The organism is Undibacterium sp. Jales W-56 (genome assembly GCF_025548535.1).
GTDB lineage: Bacteria > Pseudomonadota > Gammaproteobacteria > Burkholderiales > Burkholderiaceae_D > Undibacterium.
The window spans coordinates 130,558-149,404 of sequence record NZ_JAJLQW010000006.1 but is presented as its reverse complement, the minus strand read 5'-3'; the positions used below and the strand labels follow the sequence as shown (position 1 = coordinate 149,404).

At 55.8% G+C, this 18,847-nt stretch carries 16 protein-coding genes; 13 read left to right on the top strand and 3 right to left on the bottom strand.

The genetic code is table 11. The features are described from left to right. Positions 1-91: 91 nt before the first annotated feature. Complete coding sequence (locus tag LPB67_RS16190) at positions 92-907, top strand: transporter (protein WP_262838327.1); 816 nt, start codon at positions 92-94, stop codon at positions 905-907. Between the two features lie 211 nt (positions 908-1,118). Here LPB67_RS16190 and LPB67_RS16185 read toward each other — a convergent pair whose 3' ends face one another. Beyond that, positions 1,119-3,041: a cytochrome c/FTR1 family iron permease gene (locus LPB67_RS16185; protein ID WP_262838326.1), complete on the bottom strand. Its 1,923-nt coding sequence runs from the start codon at positions 3,039-3,041 to the stop codon at positions 1,119-1,121. Between the two features lie 546 nt (positions 3,042-3,587). Here LPB67_RS16185 and LPB67_RS16180 point away from each other — a divergent pair. The 9 genes from LPB67_RS16180 to LPB67_RS16140 all read left to right on the top strand — a co-directional run bounded on the left by LPB67_RS16180 (position 3,588) and on the right by LPB67_RS16140 (position 14,782). Further along, complete coding sequence (locus LPB67_RS16180; RefSeq protein WP_262838325.1) at positions 3,588-4,901, top strand: TolC family protein; 1,314 nt, start codon at positions 3,588-3,590, stop codon at positions 4,899-4,901. A 50-nt stretch (positions 4,902-4,951) separates the two neighbouring features. Continuing rightward, on the top strand, positions 4,952-6,166 hold the full coding sequence (locus LPB67_RS16175) for an efflux RND transporter periplasmic adaptor subunit (protein ID WP_262838324.1): 1,215 nt from the start codon (positions 4,952-4,954) through the stop codon (positions 6,164-6,166). Positions 6,167-6,176: 10 nt separating this feature from the next. Next, positions 6,177-9,284: an efflux RND transporter permease subunit gene (locus LPB67_RS16170; protein WP_262838323.1), complete on the top strand. Its 3,108-nt coding sequence runs from the start codon at positions 6,177-6,179 to the stop codon at positions 9,282-9,284. Positions 9,285-9,370: 86 nt separating this feature from the next. Then, entirely contained in the window at positions 9,371-9,733 is a 363-nt protein-coding gene (locus LPB67_RS16165) for a hypothetical protein (RefSeq protein ID WP_262838322.1), read from the top strand. Positions 9,734-9,746: 13 nt separating this feature from the next. Beyond that, complete coding sequence (locus tag LPB67_RS16160; RefSeq protein WP_262838321.1) at positions 9,747-10,076, top strand: P-II family nitrogen regulator; 330 nt, start codon at positions 9,747-9,749, stop codon at positions 10,074-10,076. Between the two features lie 41 nt (positions 10,077-10,117). After that, positions 10,118-10,477, top strand: a complete 360-nt coding sequence (locus LPB67_RS16155; protein ID WP_262838320.1) for a hypothetical protein — start codon at positions 10,118-10,120, stop codon at positions 10,475-10,477. 46 nt (positions 10,478-10,523) lie between these two features. Then, positions 10,524-10,994, top strand: a complete 471-nt coding sequence (locus LPB67_RS16150; protein ID WP_262838319.1) for a DUF6328 family protein — start codon at positions 10,524-10,526, stop codon at positions 10,992-10,994. After that, entirely contained in the window at positions 10,991-12,286 is a 1,296-nt protein-coding gene (locus tag LPB67_RS16145) for a sodium/calcium exchanger protein (RefSeq protein ID WP_262838318.1), read from the top strand. The genes LPB67_RS16150 and LPB67_RS16145 overlap by 4 nt, the downstream gene beginning before the upstream one ends. A gap of 84 nt (positions 12,287-12,370) precedes the next feature. Then, positions 12,371-14,782 (top strand): heavy metal translocating P-type ATPase, encoded by a 2,412-nt coding sequence (locus tag LPB67_RS16140; protein ID WP_262838317.1) that lies wholly within the window; start codon positions 12,371-12,373, stop codon positions 14,780-14,782. Positions 14,783-14,848: 66 nt separating this feature from the next. On the opposite strand, the gene LPB67_RS16135 is transcribed toward LPB67_RS16140, so the two are convergent. After that, the gene (locus LPB67_RS16135) at positions 14,849-15,307 is read right to left on the bottom strand and encodes a transposase (RefSeq protein ID WP_262838316.1); all 459 of its coding nucleotides are present in this window, start codon (positions 15,305-15,307) and stop codon (positions 14,849-14,851) included. Between the two features lie 156 nt (positions 15,308-15,463). On the opposite strand from LPB67_RS16135, the gene LPB67_RS16130 reads away from it, so the two are divergent. Beyond that, positions 15,464-15,844, top strand: coding sequence for a DUF305 domain-containing protein (locus LPB67_RS16130; protein WP_262838315.1), 381 nt, complete (start codon positions 15,464-15,466; stop codon positions 15,842-15,844). A gap of 111 nt (positions 15,845-15,955) precedes the next feature. Further along, entirely contained in the window at positions 15,956-16,366 is a 411-nt protein-coding gene (locus tag LPB67_RS19205) for an HAD family hydrolase (protein WP_410482752.1), read from the top strand. A 708-nt stretch (positions 16,367-17,074) separates the two neighbouring features. On the opposite strand, the gene LPB67_RS16120 is transcribed toward LPB67_RS19205, so the two are convergent. Next, on the bottom strand, positions 17,075-17,245 hold the full coding sequence (locus tag LPB67_RS16120; RefSeq protein WP_262838313.1) for a hypothetical protein: 171 nt from the start codon (positions 17,243-17,245) through the stop codon (positions 17,075-17,077). Positions 17,246-17,489: 244 nt separating this feature from the next. Between LPB67_RS16120 and LPB67_RS16115 the strand changes: the two genes are divergently transcribed. Beyond that, positions 17,490-18,815, top strand: a complete 1,326-nt coding sequence (locus LPB67_RS16115) for a TolC family protein (protein WP_262838312.1) — start codon at positions 17,490-17,492, stop codon at positions 18,813-18,815. The last annotated feature ends 32 nt before the right edge of the window (positions 18,816-18,847 follow it).

Here is an 18,847-nt window from a genome sequence, read left to right as displayed (position 1 = left end):
GAGCGACCCACGCAAACACACACAACGGCGTATTATCACAATGTCGAAATATGAATGAAAGAACTCGCCCAAAATGTTTGCTAACCGCGCTATGAATATTGGTCGTTTTTCGTTGAGACCAACGCAGGCCTTAATGTTAGTGATGTCGCTGCAGTTGACATCCACCGCGCTTGCGCAAGACGATGAGTACATTAATCCAGACCGTCCCGGCATCGCCGATGGCAGCAAAGTCATAGGCGCAGGTCGAGTTCAAATTGAGACAGGCGTTCAGAAGGAGTTTCGGCGGGGCGGATTAGCTTCCGACCAAACAGCATTTGTTCCGACGTTATTTCGCGTCGGCATAAACAATCGGTGGGAAGTGCGTGTTGAGAGCAATACTTACACTATGCAAAGAACAGCAGATCCGGAAAATGGTGTAACCCGAAGCCAAGGAATTGCCCCGGTATCGATCGGCACGAAATACCAGTTCCTTGAAGCGAATAAAGCAAGTCAACCTTCTTTAGGGGTTATTGTCCGAGTCTTTCCAGCTTCAGGTTCGCGGGACTTCCGCTCCCAGCATGCCACGGGGGATGTCCGACTCGCAGCGGACTGGGATTTCGCCGAACAGTGGTCGTTCAATCCAAACGTGGGCGTGGCTGCTTATGAAGATGGCCAGAACCGGCGATTTAATACGGAGTTGCTAGCCGTGACGCTCAGCTATAACCCCAGTAAGGCGCTAAGTCTGTTCGTTGATACTGGGATGCAATCCCGCGAGGAAAAAAATGGCAAGTCGGCTGCGGTTTTCGATGCAGGCGTTGCATATTTGCCCATGCGTGACGTTCAGCTAGATTTCAGCGTCGGCGGGCGTACACATGGTGCCACGCCGCCGCGCGTCTTCGTGTCATTGGGAGTCAGCAAAATGTTCTGACACTTCAAAATCGAAGATTATGAAATTTCAACTGACGTACTGCCGTCGGTGTTGGGGCGACTTGAGCGTGGCCCGGCCGCTGTCCTCTGGGTCTCGGCGCTGTGCAACGTCGAAGGCTCCGCTCCATTGGCGAGGTATCGCATTGATATGGCGAATCAAAATTCCGCATCCCTTAGCGAAAAAACAGCATCCTGGGTGCGGACCGTTCACGCTAAGCTAATTTTTTCTGCGATTTGATATTGAAAGCAATGCTTGCCACAATTATCAATAGGATCACTACCTGCGCAAGCACAGTCTGCACGGACGGATATAGGCCGAGTACATCGATGCGCGGCATCGAGATCGGTGTAAGTCCCAGGTAGCCAACCTTTTGCAGCGCCGCGACACCTTTGCCCATGAGTACGACGGCCAGCACCGCAACCAGCGCGGAGCTCCACGCGAAGAATTTACTGATCGGCAGGCGGGCCGAAGAGCGCAGCAAGAGAAAGCCGATCGCCGCGAGAAGGATTATTCCCAAGGCTAAGCCGGAGATCAAATATATGCCATTGTTCGGCGTCCACAGCGCGGCATAAAACAGGACAGTTTCAAACACCTCGCGATACACAGTAACGAACGACAGCAAGAACAGCATCATCGCCGATTTTTTGCTGAGAGCGGCCGACAGTTTTTGCTTGACGTACGCTTGCCATCGACCGGCCAAGCTTTTTTGGTGCATCCAGATACCGACGGCAAGAAGGACGACAGCAGCAAAAATGGCCGAAAAACCCTCTGTCATCTCACGGCTTGCTCCACTAACATTGACCAGGTAAGTAGCAACCACCCAAGTGAGGCCGCCGCTCCCCAGCGCCGCGATCCAGCCGCCGTGCACATATTTGAGCACATCGGTACGTTCGGCCTTGCGAAGGAAGGCGATCATCGCAACTACGATCAGCAGCGCCTCCAGACCCTCACGCAAAAGGATGGTCAGTGCCCCAAGGAAGGTAGATAACGGATCGTTGGATGTATCGAGGGCCGCACTTGCTTCCGCGAGCAATTTTTGCAAACGCTGCTCGATCGCCTGTGCCTGCCCGATATTGTTCTGGCTGACAGCATTGCGATACATGCCCATCGTTTTTTCAATGTCTTCAAACAAACCCTTGTTTTTCGCGGCCAGTGCAGGCTCCACAGGTTCGAATCCATCGAGATAGGCCGACAGGGCCAAACGGGAAGCCTGCGACGTGTCGCCGGCTTCGAGGGCTGCAACGCTATCCTTCAACTTGGATTTGGCTATCAAGACGCTGTCGGCGCCGGATGCCGCCAGTACGGCAGGCGTGCTACGCAGGTAAGCAATCAATGGTCGCGCCACCTCTGGACCAATGTTTTTGGCAAGGGTCGCCTCGGATGTCTGAGTCAATGCAGCCAGCGTCGGAACGGCCGCCTGTATATTCGGGCGGGTGGCCCATATTTTAGCGCCCGTCTGGCGGTCCGCATCGCTATAGGACATTGTTGAAGCAAAATATGCGATTGCCCAACGCTCTTCGTCAGTCAGTTCAGTAAAACCGCGCATAGAAGTACCGGCCACACCCTGTGTGATAATTTGCTGCAGGGAGAACACGCTGCGCTCCTGCGCGCGGCCGTGATCGGCCAAAGCGATCGGAGGTGGATTTAGCGTTGCAGAAAGCGGGCCATCGGCGTGGCCGGACACGCCATGGCAGGAGGCGCATTGGCTCTGGTACAGCTTTGCGCCGAGTTGGAGTTCGGGTAGCTTGACCGGCGCCATGGGAATTGGATACGTGGCAAGTAGATGGCCTGCCAATGCATGAGCCTGATCGGCAACTTCTTGTGGCGAGGACTTGTTCCCGATAGACGTGCGCAGCTTCGCAGCTTCTGATTTGAGCTCTGGCATCGCAGGACTGTCTGGCAATTCTGCCAATTGGCGTTCCGCAGTACGAGCGAACTCCTCCATCTCCGCGTATTCGCTCTGGTTGCGCACGGCTCCGTCTTTCACTGACCGGCCATAGTCGACAGCCAGGTAGTCCAGCATTTGCCAGATCTGCTTCGTCTTGGTTTGGGTGGGCAGGTCATTGGCGCGGGCTGGAAGCGAAGCAGAAGCAAAGCACAGCAATGCAATCAGGATAGTGCGGAGCGGTAACATAGAATCTCGCGAAAAGGGGAGTGCTGAGTGAGAATGCGAATAATTCTCATTATATGCCGGTTTCATGCCCCAACCTTAGAAATACTTATGTATAATTTGGAACGATGAAACGCGCCCTGCTCATATTGTTAATGTTCTTGATCCCGCTCCATACCACATGGGCTGCGGTGTCGTACATGAACAATTCGGTTGAGGTACCTAAATCAGCGCCTGTTTTCACGGGGATCAAGCAAGATTTGAACAAGTCGTTATCCGCTTCCTCTTCAGTACGATACGACAAGAGTTGCTGCCCTGGGTGCCACGTGTTCTGTCATTTTGCGGCGGTCGCACCGTCGTATTTGCTCGTTGCACCCACCCAGTCTGTTCCATTCCTGGCCAGCATACTCAGCCTGACTACCGCTTACCAATCTCACATCCCAGACGGCCCGACGCGGCCCAATTGGACCACCGCCAGCTGAGCTGGCGGGAGCGTCCTGGCTTTGAGCGCCATCTTTAGGCGCTAGTCCGACCTTTCGCCGAATATCCCCCGTTTTATTGGAGAATTCGATGCAGGTCTCATTGCTGCCGCTTGCCGCGGCACTTTTTGCCGTCCCCTTGTTTGCGTCCGCTGCAAATCCCGGGTTAGCGCCCTTAACGGAACAGTTGGCGACGGCGCCAGTACCGCCAATCGCCTTGTCGCTCGAACAGGCGATTGAGCGGGCTGAAGCACAAAACCCTGAGTTGCAACGCTCACTTGCTCGGCGTATGGCCGTCGAGGGCGAGGCGGTCGATGCGCGTGCACTTTTTTGGAACAATCCCGAGCTGGCAATGGAGCGCACTCGCCGCGTCGTACCCCAGGTTGGGCTGCCGTCCGAATCGTTACACGAGTGGCAAGCTGGCATAACACAAACGATTGAAATCGCTGGGCAGCAGGGACACCGTCGCCAAGCCACGCAGCAGGAACTTGAAGCCCTTGCAGCGTCGATCATGGAAGCACGTCTGCAACTTCGGGGCGGCGTTGAACGCCAGTTCGTAGGCGTCATAGCACTCCAGGCACGGATCACTACCGAGCAGCGCTCATTGGTTGCGATCGAAGAGACAGCCCGGGCCATCACGAAACGTGTTGTTGCCGGGGAGGATAGCCGCCTTGACGGCAACCTGGCGTCGGTGGAAGCAGTTCGGGCACGCAATCAGATTGGCTTACTTCAGGAGCAACTGATGCAGGCCCGCGCCGAATTGGCGACGCTCCTCCAAATGCCGCCCGGTACCAGCATTGAGGCTCTTGGCACACTGGAAACGCCTTTGCCAGCTTATTCGCTGGAAAGCCTGCTGACACACGCCGCCACCCGTCCACTACTACGCGCACTGGACCATCGGGAACAGGCTGCTGCAGCGCGCCTTGCGCTAGAACGTTCTGCGCGCTATCCGGACGTTACCGTGGGCGTCGCAGCGTCGCGCGAGGGCGCCGATGCTTCACGCGAACGTCTCGTCCGAATGACGCTCTCAGTGCCGCTGCCCCTTTACCGGAATAATGCCGGGGGCATCGGCCGTGCCCGTACCGAACTGGCGCAGGCGCAGATCGAACGCCGCAGTACGAGCCGCGATGCGGCCGCTGACATCCACTCGCTGTGGCAGAAGATGCAGAGCCAGACGGCGCGTGTTGGCGCGTTGCGTGACACTGCCCTTCCCGCGCTGGAAGAAAACCAACGCCTATCGGTCAAGAGCCTCCACGCTGGCGAAATCGGGCTGACACAACTCCTACTGGTGAACAGACAGGTCCTGGATGGCAGGCGCGACCTGATTGATGCCCAAGCTGAATTGCGCATCACGCGCATCGCCCTACAACAGGCGGCCGGCTGGTCTGCGGACGCGCAGCGCTGAGGCAATTGCTGCATGCCACCCCTCCCAAAAATCAATACGGAACAATATCCATGAAATTACTTATTTGGCAAGGTGCCGGCGCGTTGCTACTGGTATGCGCCCTGAGCGGTTGCGGCAAAGGTCACGCTCCTGCCGCAGAACAAAAAGTACAGTCTGAGCCAAGTGCTCGGACCAAAGAGGCGAGTGCGGCCAAAAAAGAGGCGCCCGCCACGGAGGAGAACGAAAAAGGCAAATTGGTCCTGTCGGCAGACATCGCACGCACCGCCGGCATCTCGGTCGCACCGCTGCAGGAGCAAGATTCCGCCGAACAAATTGTCGTGACGGCGTCGATTGGCGCAAATCAGGACCGATTCGCGCATATCGCTCCAAGGGTGGCAGGTCGCATCGTCAAAGTCTCCGGCAATCTTGGCGACAAGGTGCGTGCCGGGCAAATGCTTGCGGTGATTGACAGCATTGAAGTCGGCGAGGCGCAGTCCAGCTACGTCCAAGCTTCCAGTGAGCATGAATTGGCAAAAGCGGGAGCCGAACGCGCAGAAAAACTTTTTGCAGACCAAATCATTCCGCAAAAAGACTATCTTCGGGCGAAAGGCGATTTTGAAAAAGCGAAAGCGATACTGCGTGCGGCCGCCGATAAACGCCAAGCGCTAGGCATCGCTGGAAAGTCATCCCCAAGCGCCAACGTCTCCACTTTTGCGGTCGCATCGCCATTCTCGGGCACGCTCGTTGAGAAAAAAGCGGTGCTAGGTGAGCTTGCGCAGCCGGACAAAATGCTCTTTGCCGTTGCCGACTTATCGAACGTCTGGATCGAGGGCAACCTATACGAAAAAGACATCGCAAAAGTGCACGTCGGCGCGCAGGCGCTAATTACCCTTGCAGCCTATCCCGGCGAGACATTCGCCGGCAAGGTCGCCTATATCAGTAGCGGTATGGACAAGGAATCTCACACGATCAAGGCGAGAGTGGAAGTCCCTAATCCAGATGGAAAACTCAAGCTGGACATGTTTGCCACCGCAGCGATCTCAACTATGGGCACGAGCAAGCGACTGTTGCTCCCGGAGCAGGCAGTCGTGCTAATTCAGGGACAACCAACTGTGTTCGTCCAAGAGAAAGGCGGCTTTGAGGCACGCGCGATAGAAGTCGGGGAAAAATTACGGGGCAAGGTGGTCGTGAAGTCCGGAGTTGCGGCTGGCGAGAACGTTGTTACTGCTGGCGCATACGCGCTAAAAGCAAAGATGCTTAAGTCGCAAATTGGCGACGCGGATTAAGGGGAGCATCATGCTAAATACCATCGTTGATGTCTCCTTGCGCTACAAGGTTCTGGTAATTGTGGCGTTTGTAATCGTGATTATTCTCGGCGTGAAGACCTGGCGCGATTTGCCTGTCGACGCGTTTCCAGACGTCACTCCCGTTCAGGTCAATATCTACACGGAGTCGCCGGGCTTGGCGGCGGAGGATGTTGAAAAGCTGCTCACGACACCGATCGAAACAAGTATGGCAGGACTGGCCGGTGTAGAGGCCATCCGATCCGTGTCGTTGTTTGGGCTGTCCTATGTAAGCGTTAATTTCAAAGACGATATCGATACCTATTTCGCTCGCCGGCTCGTCAGTGAAAAGCTACTGGAAGCCAAACAACGGATCCCGGAGGGATATGGGGAACCGACGTTGGGGGCGAACAGTTCGGGATTGGGACAAGTATTTTGGTATACCGTGGAATCGACTGATCAGCGGATGTCAACCATGGATCTGCGCACGCTGCAGGACTGGAACGTGCGGCTCAAATTACGCACAGCGGCGGGCGTCGACGACGTTTCGTCGTGGGGCGGCGACGAAAAACAATTTCAGGTGCTGATCAACCCGAACCAGCTAATTAAATACGGGATTAGCCTCAAGACTGTCATGGAGACGCTGACAGCAAACAATCGTCAAGTAGGTGGCCAATACCTCAACATTGGGCAGGAACAGTACCTGGTGCGTGGACTTGGCTTGGTTGGGAACGTCAAAGACATCGGCAACGTAGTCCTTGCTACCCGTAACGGTACACCCATCTACATTCGCGATGTTGCGCAGGTGAAGGAAGGTCCGTCCTTGCGCACGGGCGCCGTCACGAAAGACGGAAAGGAAGTGGTGATGGGCACGGCGCTGCAGCGAATCGGAGAAAACGCCAAAGCGGTAGTTGAAGGCGTCAAGGAAAAACTCAAGGTCGTTCAGCAGGCATTGCCTAAAGGGGTCACGATCAAGCCTGTGTACGACCGAACCGATCTGGTCGATAAAGCAGTCGCAACCGCCGAACGGGCGCTGGTCGAAGGTTCCGTGTTGGTTGCACTCATTCTCTTCCTCTTTCTGGGGGAAGTTCGTTCGGCTCTGGTGGTCATCGTTACCTTGCCTCTTGCGATGCTCATTAGCTTCATGCTCATGAAACAGTGGGGGCTTTCGGCGAATTTGATGTCGCTTGCCGGACTGGCTGTCGGCATTGGCATGATGGTCGATGGCGCCGTGGTGTTGGTGGAAAATGGTTTTCGTTTGTTGTCGCATCAGAACGGTAAGCCCACAAACCGTACCCATGTGATCCTGGAAGCGGCGCGCGAAGTGATGAATCCTGTTGCTTTCGCGATCTTAATTATTATTGTCGTGTTTCTCCCGTTATTTTCCCTCACCGGCCTGGAGGGGAAAATGTTCAAGCCCATGGCCTTGTCCATCACGTTTGCCATGGTCGGATCCCTGGTGTTGACTTTGACGCTGGTGCCTGTTTTATCGGCGTTGATCTTGAAACCCAAAGAGGAAAAAGATACCTTTGTTGTTCGGCATGCTAAGCGGTTCTACCTTCCTCTGCTCGAGTGGGCGCTGGAACGTAAAAAAGTCGTCGTCGCCGGCGCCGTCATCGCCCTGCTTGCTTCGTTTGCGCTCATTCCCTTTCTGGGCAAGGAATTCATGCCGTCACTTCAGGAAGGAACGATTATGTTCCGGGTGAGTAGCATCCCGTCGACCTCCCTGGACGAATCGATCCGGATCTCACAAGAACTTGAAAAGACGCTAAAGACGTTCCCGCAGACAGAGTCGGCCATCGCGATGATCGGCCGTGCCGAGAAAGGCGATACCGCTGATGTCAACTACATGGAGATACTGGTCAACCTCAAAGCCCAGAGCACATGGCCAGCCAAGACGGACGTAAAAGATCTGACGAAAGCGATGAAGGAGAAGCTCGAGCAGACAGCGCCGGCCTCGGTGATCTCAGCGACCCAGCCGATCCAGATGCGCGTGGAGGAGCTCATCTCCGGTGTCCGCGCGACTCTGGCACTGAAATTGTACGGTGAAGATCTGACGACACTGGACCGGTTGTCAGGACAGATCAAGACCGTTCTCGACACGGTTCCTGGAGTGGCGGATTTGTCGCTTGAAGCGAACAAAGGCAAGCCCCAGTTGCTTATCAATGTCAACCGCGATGCGGCAGCGCGCTATGGCATTAATGCCAACGACATCCTTGACGTCGTGCAGGCCGGCATCGGCGGCAAGGCCGTTTCCACTGTGATCGACGGTACCAAGCGGTTCGACATCCAGGTATGGCTGGCGCCGGAATTTCGTAGCAGCGTGCAAAGCGTCAGCGCGATCCCGATCCGCACCGAGAACGGCGCGTTGGTGCCACTGTCGGAGGTGGCCACGATCGAACTGGACGAAGGCTATTCGTTCGTGCGCCGTGAGCAACTGCAGCGCTATGCAGTGATTCAAATGGATGTAAAAGGACGAGATGTGGACAGCTTCGTGAAGGAAGCTGCCGCAAAAATCGCCGCGAAGATCAAGCTGCCGGAAGGCTACGTGATCGAATGGGGCGGCGCTTTTGAAAATCAGCAACGGGCCATGACCAAGCTGGCGATCATCGTCCCCCTGACCATTGGATTGATCTTTATCCTGCTCTATACCGCATTCAATTCGCTCACTTACGCAACTCTCATTATCGCGAATGTGCCGTTTGCCACTATTGGCGGTGTCGTCGGACTCTTCATCACTGGGCAGTATCTGTCGGTGCCGTCGGCGATCGGCTTCATCGCTGTATTTGGCGTTGCGATGCTGAACGGAATTGTTTTGGTGACATTTCTGAACGAACAGCGCGAAAAGGGCCTGAGCGTGCGCGATGCCGTGCGTCAGGGCGCGGCGTTGCGGCTGCGACCTGTTTTGATGACGGCATCGATCGCCATCTTTGGCCTGGTGCCAATGCTGCTCTCCTCAGGCGTCGGTGCCGAAACACAGCGCCCACTCGCGACTGTCGTTGTGGGCGGTCTGTTTACGTCGACCGCATTGACGTTGTTGCTGCTGCCGCTGCTATATGAATGGGTCGAGAACCGCAAGGAGCGCAGGAGTTTAGCAGCGCTTTCGTCGAGCCGACCGTAAGTTTGCCGTCGATTCAAAAAGATGTAGCGATCGGAATATTTCACGATACCCCGTTACCAACTGCACTTCAGCCAAGGAAGAAAGAAATGAAAATTCGTCTGTCAATGTTCGCCGCTTCCATCGCAGGTTTCACCATTCTTGCAGGATGTTCAACCGCCCAACTTCCCGCTGGGGGGGATGGTAAGACCGGTGTTGTTTATCAGATTTATTCCCGTCAGGACCTGCGCTACAAGGCGCCGTGGTGCCTGTACACCCTTACGCCCGAGCAGATGGCGGCCGGAACCTACGTAAGGATCCGTGTAGCTCGGGAAATTGGCTATAAATATTTCGAGGCGTTAGTTCCCCCCGCCATGACGGTGCAAACAGGCGATCAGGTCGTGGTCACGTCTGCCCAGTGCGAGCGCAATGCGATCCCTCAAGTCACCCGAGTTTTGCGCGCTACTAAGTAGATTGGAGATTGATATGAAACAGATTAAGGCATTCATGCACCCACACCGCATTACCGCGGTCGTCGAAGCATTGCGCAACTCAGGCTTATGCGACATCAGCGCAGCGTCCGGTTGTTACAACCTGACAGTATCTACCGTTCAGCGGCTCTTCACGAGTTCTGATCCGGCGCAGCAGCACTACTCCATGGTGTTGGCCGAACCAGTTGTGGCCGAAACGAAATTGGAATTGATTTGTGAAGACCATCTGGCAGATCAGCTGCAACATTTGATCGTTCAAGCGGCGAAGCCGAGCGCTGGATGGGTATTCGTCAGCGATATCTTGAGCGCCACAAAGCTCGGATAGCACGCTTTCTTGAAATTGATAATTCACACGGAAAAATTACTATGAAAAATCAAACTTTTAAACAAACTGCAGTTGCCTGCCTTGTGCTGTTGACTGGGTGCGCCATGACAGATCCCCGAGTCGGGGTAAATAGCCGCGCGGGTTGGATTTCGTCGGTATATACCGCCGAAAAATTGCGAACCAACCCGCCGGCCTGCTTGGGGTCACTCACGCCGGCACAAATCGACTCCGGACAATATGTGGAGATCAAAGTTCCGCATGGTCGACGTGGGGAGTACCTGCCCGCCATTGTGCCGCCGTCCGTTCAGGTACATTTGCACGATTGGGTGGAATTTTCTCCGAAGCTTTGCGAAGCAGGCGTCGTGCCTGAAGTCAAGCAGGTCCTGTCAAGTTATAAATGAGGAAGGACTGAATCACGTGATTAGTGAGAACGGTAAGGACACAAAAGTGTCAAGTGACGACGATTTAAGCGACATGCTGACAGAGTTGCGCGTGCTGCTGCTGAGCGCCCAGCTGTTCACGGCGTTTTTGATGACCTTACCTTTCAGCGCCGGCTTCAGGCAAATTGTGCTGTCCGAAAAGTGGGTTTTCCTAGCGACGTTTATCTGCTCGGTCGTCAGCCTGGTTCTGTTCACCGCACCAGCCGTGCAACATCGGATGATGCGGCCACTGTTAGACCGGGTCACGTTCAAGCATCTCGCAAGCGGCCAAATGCTCATGGGCGCGTCAGCATTGTCCGCAGCCGTCGTGTTGGGCGTGGACTTAATCATTTCTGAGGTCTTCGGCCATGTTCTCGGGGGCGTCGTAGCGGCAACGGTCGCAACGTTGATTATCGCCCTGTGGTGGCTCTTGCCGCATTTGGTTAATAGGCGCTTATCCAGTTCGGCCAGGCCGCCCACAGCCCGGGAGACCCAATGAAACGCTTTATGATTTTCTTGATGGTGGCATTGATGGCCATGGCGCCAGCAGTCGTCACACGCTTCATGCATTGGCATCTCGACCCGGTGGCCGGTACAGCCGTTTTCGGTATTGCGGTACTTGCCGCTGGATTTATGCTGTCATGGGGTGCAGAGGCGGCTGAGGGTCGGATTTCCCAAGGCTTGATCCTTGCCGTGGTGGCCTTGATTACTGTTCTTCCCGAATACGCGGTTGACATGTATTACGCCTTCCAGGCGGGTAAGCATCCGCAATCGCCATACATCCATTACGCGGCGGCGAACATGACCGGAGCAAATCGCCTCTTGATCGGTTTAGGTTGGCCATTGCTCGTTTTCCTGCATTGGCGTCGTACTCGTGAGAAAGCCATCACGCTCGCTCGTACCAATGCCATCGAAGTCGGATTCCTGCTTTTGGCAAGCGCGTATGCATTTGTAATTCTGATGAAAAATCGTATCGATGCGTTAGATGCAATTGCCTTGTTTGGAATTTTCGGTGCCTATCTGTGGCAGGTCGGTCAACTGCCGAAGGGCGAAAAAAAGGACGAGGAGGAAGAGGAACCCGGACCTGCGGCAGCGTTGTCGACATTGGGTACGAAGGCGCAGTGGACGTGGATGGCGGCATTGAGTACGGTGGCAGCGGCCGTCATCTTTATATCAGCTGAGCCGTTTGCCGAATCGATCGTCGCGTCGGGCCGGATTGTCGGAATCGATGAATTCCTGCTGATCCAGTGGGTTGCCCCGCTAGCCAGCGAGGCACCAGCTATCGTGATCGCGGTACTGTTCGTACTATCGGGCCGCGCTGCAGGCGGCATGACGGCAATGATCAGCGACAAGATCAATCAATGGACCCTCCTGGTTGGAATGTTGCCCTTAGCAATGTCCCTGGGCGCTGCATCCCTGGTGGTGTTGCCACTCGACGCGCGCCAGCACGAAGAATTTTTCCTGACCGCTGCCCAATCCGTGTTTGGCGTCTCGCTCCTGATCCGGTTGCAGTTTGGTGTTGTTGCAGGATTCATGCTGGCGAGCCTGTTTAGCGCACAAGTGATATTGGCATTACTTTTTCAGCATGATCAGATCCGCGCCATCACATCGTTAACTTGGCTGGGATGGGTGTACCTGATCCTTGCCGCGTACATATTCATGACTCATCCGCGCCGCCTTGCTGAAGCAATACGGGCCGCTTTCTGGGATGATGCGCATACACGTGTCCATGTTGCGCGAATCGATTCCACAGGGGCGACTCGTATCGGCGATAGCAACAATGAGCTCTGAACGCCTTCTCTGATTCCAGTACGAGACCTGAGATTTAGGATGCTGAGCCCGGATAACGAAATTGAACGACAGGAGAAAAATTGCATGGACAACAAAATATCAAATGGGTGCGATTGCGCAGCTCCATCACCGGACAGCATTACTACAGCGTCCAACGCAACCGAACAACAAGTCACTTACCGAATTGAAAACATGGACTGCCCGAACGAAGAGGCGCTGATCCGCGACAAGCTGGGAAGGATTGAAGGCGTCCAAAGCCTAGATTTCAATCTGATGCTGCGCACTCTCAAAGTGATCCATACCCTGCCATCGCTAGACCCGGTGGAAGCAGCCTTCGCTAGCATTGGCATGCGGGCGAAACTGGAGGATGTCCCTGGCCTGTGCACCAGCGTGCTGCACATTGCGAAGATGGATTGCCCGACAGAGGAAGGATTGATACGCCAGAAGCTAGTCCAACTAGTCGGTGTCTCGGACCTGCAGTTTAACTTGATGCAGCGCCGGCTGACGGTGCGTCACACACAAGATTCGCGTCTGGCCGTTCTCGCAGCGCTGCAATCGATCGGCCTGCGGGCCGAGGTTGTTGAGGACAAGCGACCTGAAACAAGTTCGGCCGACGTGGCGCACGGGAAGGTTAACTGGTGGCTTGTCAGCGGCTCTGGCGTAGCTGCGATGCTGTCGGAATTAGTCTATTCCTTTTACAACGATGCTCACTGGGGCGTTATTTTTCTAGCGCTCTTATCGATCGCTACAGGAGGGCTTCCAACCTATAAAAAGGGCTGGATTGCGCTGAAAAATCGCAATCTTAATATGAATGCCCTCATGTCTATCGCAGTCACGGGCGCCATCCTGATTGGACATTGGCCCGAGGCGGCAATGGTCATGTTCCTGTTTGCGCTGGCGGAGATCATCGAATCAAAATCGCTGGACCGCGCGCGGAACGCAATTCGTGGCCTGCTGGATCTAACGCCGCAGAGTGCAACGGTCCGCCAGCTGGACGGCAGCTGGGGGGGGATGCAAGCCAAGGATGTGCCGCTAGGTATGGTGGTGCGAGTGAAACCGGGTGAACGTCTCGCTCTTGACGGAGTTATCACCAGTGGCCAGTCTGCAATCAATCAGGCCCCAATCACCGGTGAGAGTCTGCCAGTGGACAAAACCGTCGATGACACGGTATTTGCGGGCACGATCAACGAATCCGGTTCCTTTGAATTCAGGGTGACCGCCCGCGCGAGCGACTCCACGCTTGCACGCATCATCCACGCAGTCGAGTCCGCACAAGGAAGCCGGGCGCCAACCCAGCGCTTTGTCGACCAGTTCGCACGCATTTATACCCCGGGAGTGTTCGCCGTTGCTGTATTGGTGGCAATTGTGCCTCCGTTGGTCGTGGGCGCGGCCTGGATGGACTGGATTTATAAAGCGCTCGTGCTGCTGGTCATCGCATGCCCGTGCGCGTTGGTCATTTCGACACCGGTTACTATTGTCAGCGGCTTGGCTGCCGCTGCACGCAAAGGTATCCTGATCAAAGGTGGCGTTTACTTGGAAGGCGGGCGCAAGCTGACAGTGCTCGCGCTAGACAAGACTGGCACTATTACCCATGGCAAGCCGGCGCAAACCGATTTCATACTGTTAAACAGGGATGAAGCGACGGTTCTGTCACTGGCCGCGAGCCTCGCCGCTCGCTCGGATCATCCGGTTTCCCGGGCAATTGCCCGGGCGGCCAGCCAGGCCAAAGTCGCGCCGCGCGAAATCGCGGGTTTTGCTGCGCTCCCTGGCCGAGGTGTTCGTGGAGAGGCAAACGGTGAGACGCTCCACCTTGGCAATCATCGCCTACTTGCCGAGCTTGGCCTCGGCTCATCGAAACTGGAGACGATGTTCGACGAGCTTGAACTGCAGGGGAAGACGGTCGTCATGCTGGCCACTCCTGACCAAGTGCTGGGACTGTTCGCTGTTGCTGATACAGTCAAGGAAACCAGCCGGCAAGCAATCGCGGAGCTGCATTCGCTTGGGGTGCGCACACTGATGCTGACGGGTGACAACCCGCATACCGCTGCGGCGATCGCTCGGCAGGTCGGAATCGACGACGCGCGCGGCGACCAGCTTCCCGAAGACAAGCTCAAAATGATTGAATCTCTCTCGACCGCCAACGAACAGGTCGGTATGGTGGGCGACGGTATAAACGATTCACCCGCATTGGCGCGTGCCGATATCGGTTTCGCAATGGGGGCGGCCGGCACAGACACTGCCATCGAAACCGCTGACGTCGCGCTGATGGATGACGATTTGCGCAAAATACCCGCATTCATTCGGCTCTCACAAATGACGGCGAGCATCCTTACACAAAACATTGTCCTAGCACTGGGCATCAAGGCAGTGTTTCTTGTGCTCACATTGATGGGCTACTCAACGATGTGGATGGCGGTATTCGCCGATATGGGTGCCAGCCTGCTGGTGGTATTTAATGGGCTTCGCTTGCTGCGCCAAGGAAACAGGCAACAATGATCAGATCGTTGAAGCATATGGCACCTCGAGGCTCACCAAGAAAACGCTAAGAATGGCTGTGCTTGCTTAGAATCCCTCCATCGACCGCCAAAAAAGTGGCGTGGCTTTTTTTCGTGGCAGCCGTGTCCATATAGCAGCCCTCACGTCCTTGACGGCATGGTTAATCTTAGCGACGAAGTGGAAGCGGTCGAGGATATTGAAGGCACTGGTGCAGCGCTCGCGGATGCCGCGCAAATACGGCTTCCACATATCTGAGCGGGCGCTCTCGATGCCTTCCCCCTCAAAGTGAAATGTAGATCTGCATTGATGCTTGTGCAGAATGCCACGCAACTTGTCTTCAAACCGCGATGATCCACTACCTCGAAATCGGGGGCGCGCATCTTGAGCCGGAGCATGCGTTTGATGATCAATTGCGCCGAGCTGTGCCAGACGTCGGCCAATTTTATGCTGAGCAATTGTCCGTTGGACGCCGCCTTTTGCGGTGCGTGCGCCGCGGCTTGTGAGCGTATGGGAGGCATGGAGCACTGTACCGAGATCTGCTGGTGCTACGCCGCGTCCTGTGCAGCCATGGGGGGCGTGGCAAGACCTGCGAGGGCGCCAGCACTGCTACCCATGCGGCGCACTAGCATTGAATGCTTTGCCCTGCACAGCCAATAGAATATTACTCAACTTGGAGACGCAATGAAAATGCCATTAATCTGGAAAAAAGCCGCTGTCGGCCTGGTCTGCAGCGCCGTACTGATATCCCCCGTCGCGGTGTCTGCCCAGGCAGCGGCCCCGGCATCCCATGCCCATGCGACAACGCCCGGCGGCGAAACCGCGACCGCGCCGGATTTTATGGCCGCGATGCCGACAATGCAGGCCGAGATGCAGGCGATGAAGATGTCAGGCGAGACCGACCACGATTTTGCCATGATGATGTGCAGCCACCACCAGAGCGCCATCGACATGGCAAAAATGGAACTTGCGCGGGGCAAAGACAAGCAGCTGAAACAGATGGCGCAAAAGATGGTGACCGAGCAGACCAAGGAGATTGCCAAGCTCGACAAGTGGATGGCATAGCACACCAATATGAAGAAATAATAAGTCTGCCGAAGGCTGATTGCGCGGCGCAATGGCGTTGTCCGGCGCTGCGTAGCCATCGGCGTAAGGCATTGTGGTTCGCGCCGGTTAGTGGGACCAAAGGATGCTATCCTCGGCTTCGAGCTATACAGAATACCTGAACTCTTAACACAGCTTAGGCAACCTGCGCTGGATGCGCGAACTGGGGTGCACGGGGCAGACCTTGAGGCGAGCGTTGAGTGCTTTGAACGTGACGGTAAAAGCGCCGTGATACTGGCGTCGGCCCCGCTGAACATCCTGTCGACGGCGGACATGAAGCGGACCAATAGCGCGAGTGAAATCGGCGCCATTCGCGCGCTTGGCGTTCATGTGATCATGCTCTCCGGGGACAATGAGCACACGGCGGCGGCGATCGCGGCGCAAGCGGGCGTCACGGGCGTGCGCGGCAATCTGTTGCCGGAGGATAAGCTGGCCGCTATCCAGACGCTGCGCGCAGTATGGACCGGTTGGCATGGTCGGTGACGGCATCAATGATGCCCCGGCGCGGGTCAGCGCCTATATCAGCTTTGCCACGGTAGCGGCCGGCGCTGATACCGGGCTGGAGACTGCCGACGTCGCGGTGGACCACGACGACCTGCACAAGCTGTTCGCGTTCATGCAGCTAAGCGCACGCACGCACGCACGCGTGCGGTGCAGTGCAGAACATTGCCCTCGCATTGCCGCTCAAGGCCCTGTTTCTGGCACTGGCCCTGGCTGGGCATGCAATCTTGTGGATGGCGTTCTTTGCGGACATGGGCACAGGCATGCTGGTTGTTGTTACGGGTTGCGGATGCTGCGAGGGGCCAGATGAGACAGGGAATTATCTAACTTTCTTTTTTCGCCGAGAGTGGGTCTTTCGGTCCGGTGGGGGGCGCTTTTTATTCTTGCGATCTCGGTACCAAAGCCACCCGATGAATAATATGACGAGAGACGAACCGAGAGACGTGTATAAAACCATTGCGTTAAGCTCGTCATGTACCTCTTCGGTGTGAGATTGCATAAATTTTTTTTGCCCCTTATGAACTATCACACATTTATCGCTGACGCACGTCAAGATCGCATGCTACCCCTAATTCGGGTTTCCAAGAGCGCACACGCGTCGCCTCCCGCAGTCCGTATGGGGCGACATTCTAATTTCATCTATGCTATCATTTAACAGTGAAAAAATTGTTCCTCATCCTCTTGCTCGTGTTACTCGCGTTTCAGTCCGCTTGGGCTGCTGCGGGTGCTTACTGCATGCATGAAAAAGGAACGGGCTCGAACCATTTTGGTCATCACGCCCACCGCCATCAGGGCAAAAGTGAGTCGACCGACAAGAAGACCTCGTTTGGCACTGTCCATCTCGACTGCAATTCTTGCCATGGTTCTGCGCCAGCGCTCTTCACAAGCGAATTTGTGGCCTCTCCGGTACTGATCGCCCGGTTCTACTCACACCCCATTGCGACGCTTTTCACTTCCCACGTTCCCGAGGCCCCCAGGCGGCCTGACCGTAAACCCGTCGCCTAGGCCGACGGGACGACATTTAAAATTTTTACCGTTCACGAGCGTGTAGGCGTTCGTGGACGCGTCCCGTCGAATTGATTCCGGAATTTTTGGAGTAATTTCGATGTACAAGCATCTACTAACTTTGGGCACTGTTGCCCTTCTGACATCACACACTTACGCACTGGCCGGCACGGCATCGTCTCCTACGATCGTGCCATCGTCTGCGGAAGTGAGCACAGACAACTCTGCGCGGCCGCTAACGCTTGAGCAAGCGTGGCATCTTGCCGAAACCAACAACCCCGACTTGCGTCGGGAAGTCGCAAGAGAGTCAAGCGTTCGGGGGGAGGTTGCGGATGCCCACGCAATCCTCTGGAACAACCCAAAGCTCAGCAGTGAGCGCATTCGTCGCGACGTCAGCGGCGCCGCAGGAGCAGTCGAGACTCGTCGCGAATGGAATGCGGGTCTGGAGCAAACATTTGAGATCGCTGGGCAACAAGGCTACAGACGCCAAGCGGCTGACAAGGAACTGGCCGCGCTGCAAGCCACTATTGCTGAAATACGCATCGCCATCAGGTATGAAGTTGAGCAGCGATTCGTTCAAGTGCTTGCGCTGCAAGAGCGAATAGCTACAGAGACGGTTTCGCTGAAAATTATCGAGGATACGGCCGCGTCTATTGGTAAACGGGTTGCGGCCGGGGAGGATAGCAGGCTTGACGGTAACCTGGCTAAAGTCGAAGCGGTCCGTGCAAAAAATCAGATCGGACTTCTGGGCGAGCAGTTAATCGCTGCGCGCTCGGATCTTGCAACCACGATCCAACTGTCACCAGAAGTGTTGCCGCGGGCGGTTGGCGATTTGATCGCTCCCGGGTACAACGTGGACTTAGCCAACTTTCAAACCAACATGCGCGAGCGTCCATTATTTTCAGCCCTTCGCAATCGCGAAGACGCCGCAAGGAGTCGCCTCGCGCTCGAGAGAGCATCTCGCTATCCGGACATCACTGTGGGCATCTCAACAGGGCGAGAAGGAGCATTAGCCGGGCGAGAGCGCCTTACCTCGGTAACCTTGTCTGTCCCACTGCCGCTTTTTAAGCGCAATGCCGGGAACATTGGGCGTGCAGCTACCGAGTTGGCGCAAGTACGTATCGAACGTGAAGCGGCCTTACGGGACAGCGAAGGCAACGTCTATGCCCAATGGCAGAAATTGCAGAGTTTGAGAGAACGCGTCCAGGCTCTGCAGAGTGCAGTCCTGCCTGCCCTTGAAGAAAATCAGCGTCTGTCGTCGAAATCACTTCAAGCTGGCGAAATTAGCCTGGTTCAGCTGTTGCTGGTCAATCGCCAACTTCTCGAAGGGCGACGCGATCTGATCGATGCCCAATCAGAGCTGCGCCAGACCCAAATCGGTCTCATGCGCATCGCCGGTAAAGCCGGTGCGGTTGGAGCACACTGATGTCTCCGGCGCCGCTCTATTCAAGAACAACT

Excerpts from the sequence above, each read along its gene's own strand:
- LPB67_RS16175 (WP_262838324.1), top strand. The coding sequence starts at position 4,952 with ATGAAATTACTTATTTGGCAAGGTGCCGGCGCGTTGCTACTGGTATGC.
- LPB67_RS16155 (WP_262838320.1), top strand. The coding sequence starts at position 10,118 with ATGAAAAATCAAACTTTTAAACAAACTGCAGTTGCCTGCCTTGTGCTG.
- LPB67_RS16160 (WP_262838321.1), top strand. The coding sequence starts at position 9,747 with ATGAAACAGATTAAGGCATTCATGCACCCACACCGCATTACCGCGGTC.
- LPB67_RS16180 (WP_262838325.1), top strand. The coding sequence starts at position 3,588 with ATGCAGGTCTCATTGCTGCCGCTTGCCGCGGCACTTTTTGCCGTCCCC.
- LPB67_RS16120 (WP_262838313.1), bottom strand. The coding sequence starts at position 17,245 with ATGGCAAGAATTGCAGTCGAGATGGACAGTGCCAAACGAGGTCTTCTT.
- LPB67_RS16115 (WP_262838312.1), top strand. The coding sequence starts at position 17,490 with ATGTACAAGCATCTACTAACTTTGGGCACTGTTGCCCTTCTGACATCA.
- LPB67_RS16170 (WP_262838323.1), top strand. The coding sequence starts at position 6,177 with ATGCTAAATACCATCGTTGATGTCTCCTTGCGCTACAAGGTTCTGGTA.
- LPB67_RS16185 (WP_262838326.1), bottom strand. The coding sequence starts at position 3,041 with ATGTTACCGCTCCGCACTATCCTGATTGCATTGCTGTGCTTTGCTTCT.
- LPB67_RS16165 (WP_262838322.1), top strand. The coding sequence starts at position 9,371 with ATGAAAATTCGTCTGTCAATGTTCGCCGCTTCCATCGCAGGTTTCACC.
- LPB67_RS16130 (WP_262838315.1), top strand. The coding sequence starts at position 15,464 with ATGAAAATGCCATTAATCTGGAAAAAAGCCGCTGTCGGCCTGGTCTGC.
- LPB67_RS16145 (WP_262838318.1), top strand. The coding sequence starts at position 10,991 with ATGAAACGCTTTATGATTTTCTTGATGGTGGCATTGATGGCCATGGCG.
- LPB67_RS16140 (WP_262838317.1), top strand. The coding sequence starts at position 12,371 with ATGGACAACAAAATATCAAATGGGTGCGATTGCGCAGCTCCATCACCG.
- LPB67_RS16190 (WP_262838327.1), top strand. The coding sequence starts at position 92 with ATGAATATTGGTCGTTTTTCGTTGAGACCAACGCAGGCCTTAATGTTA.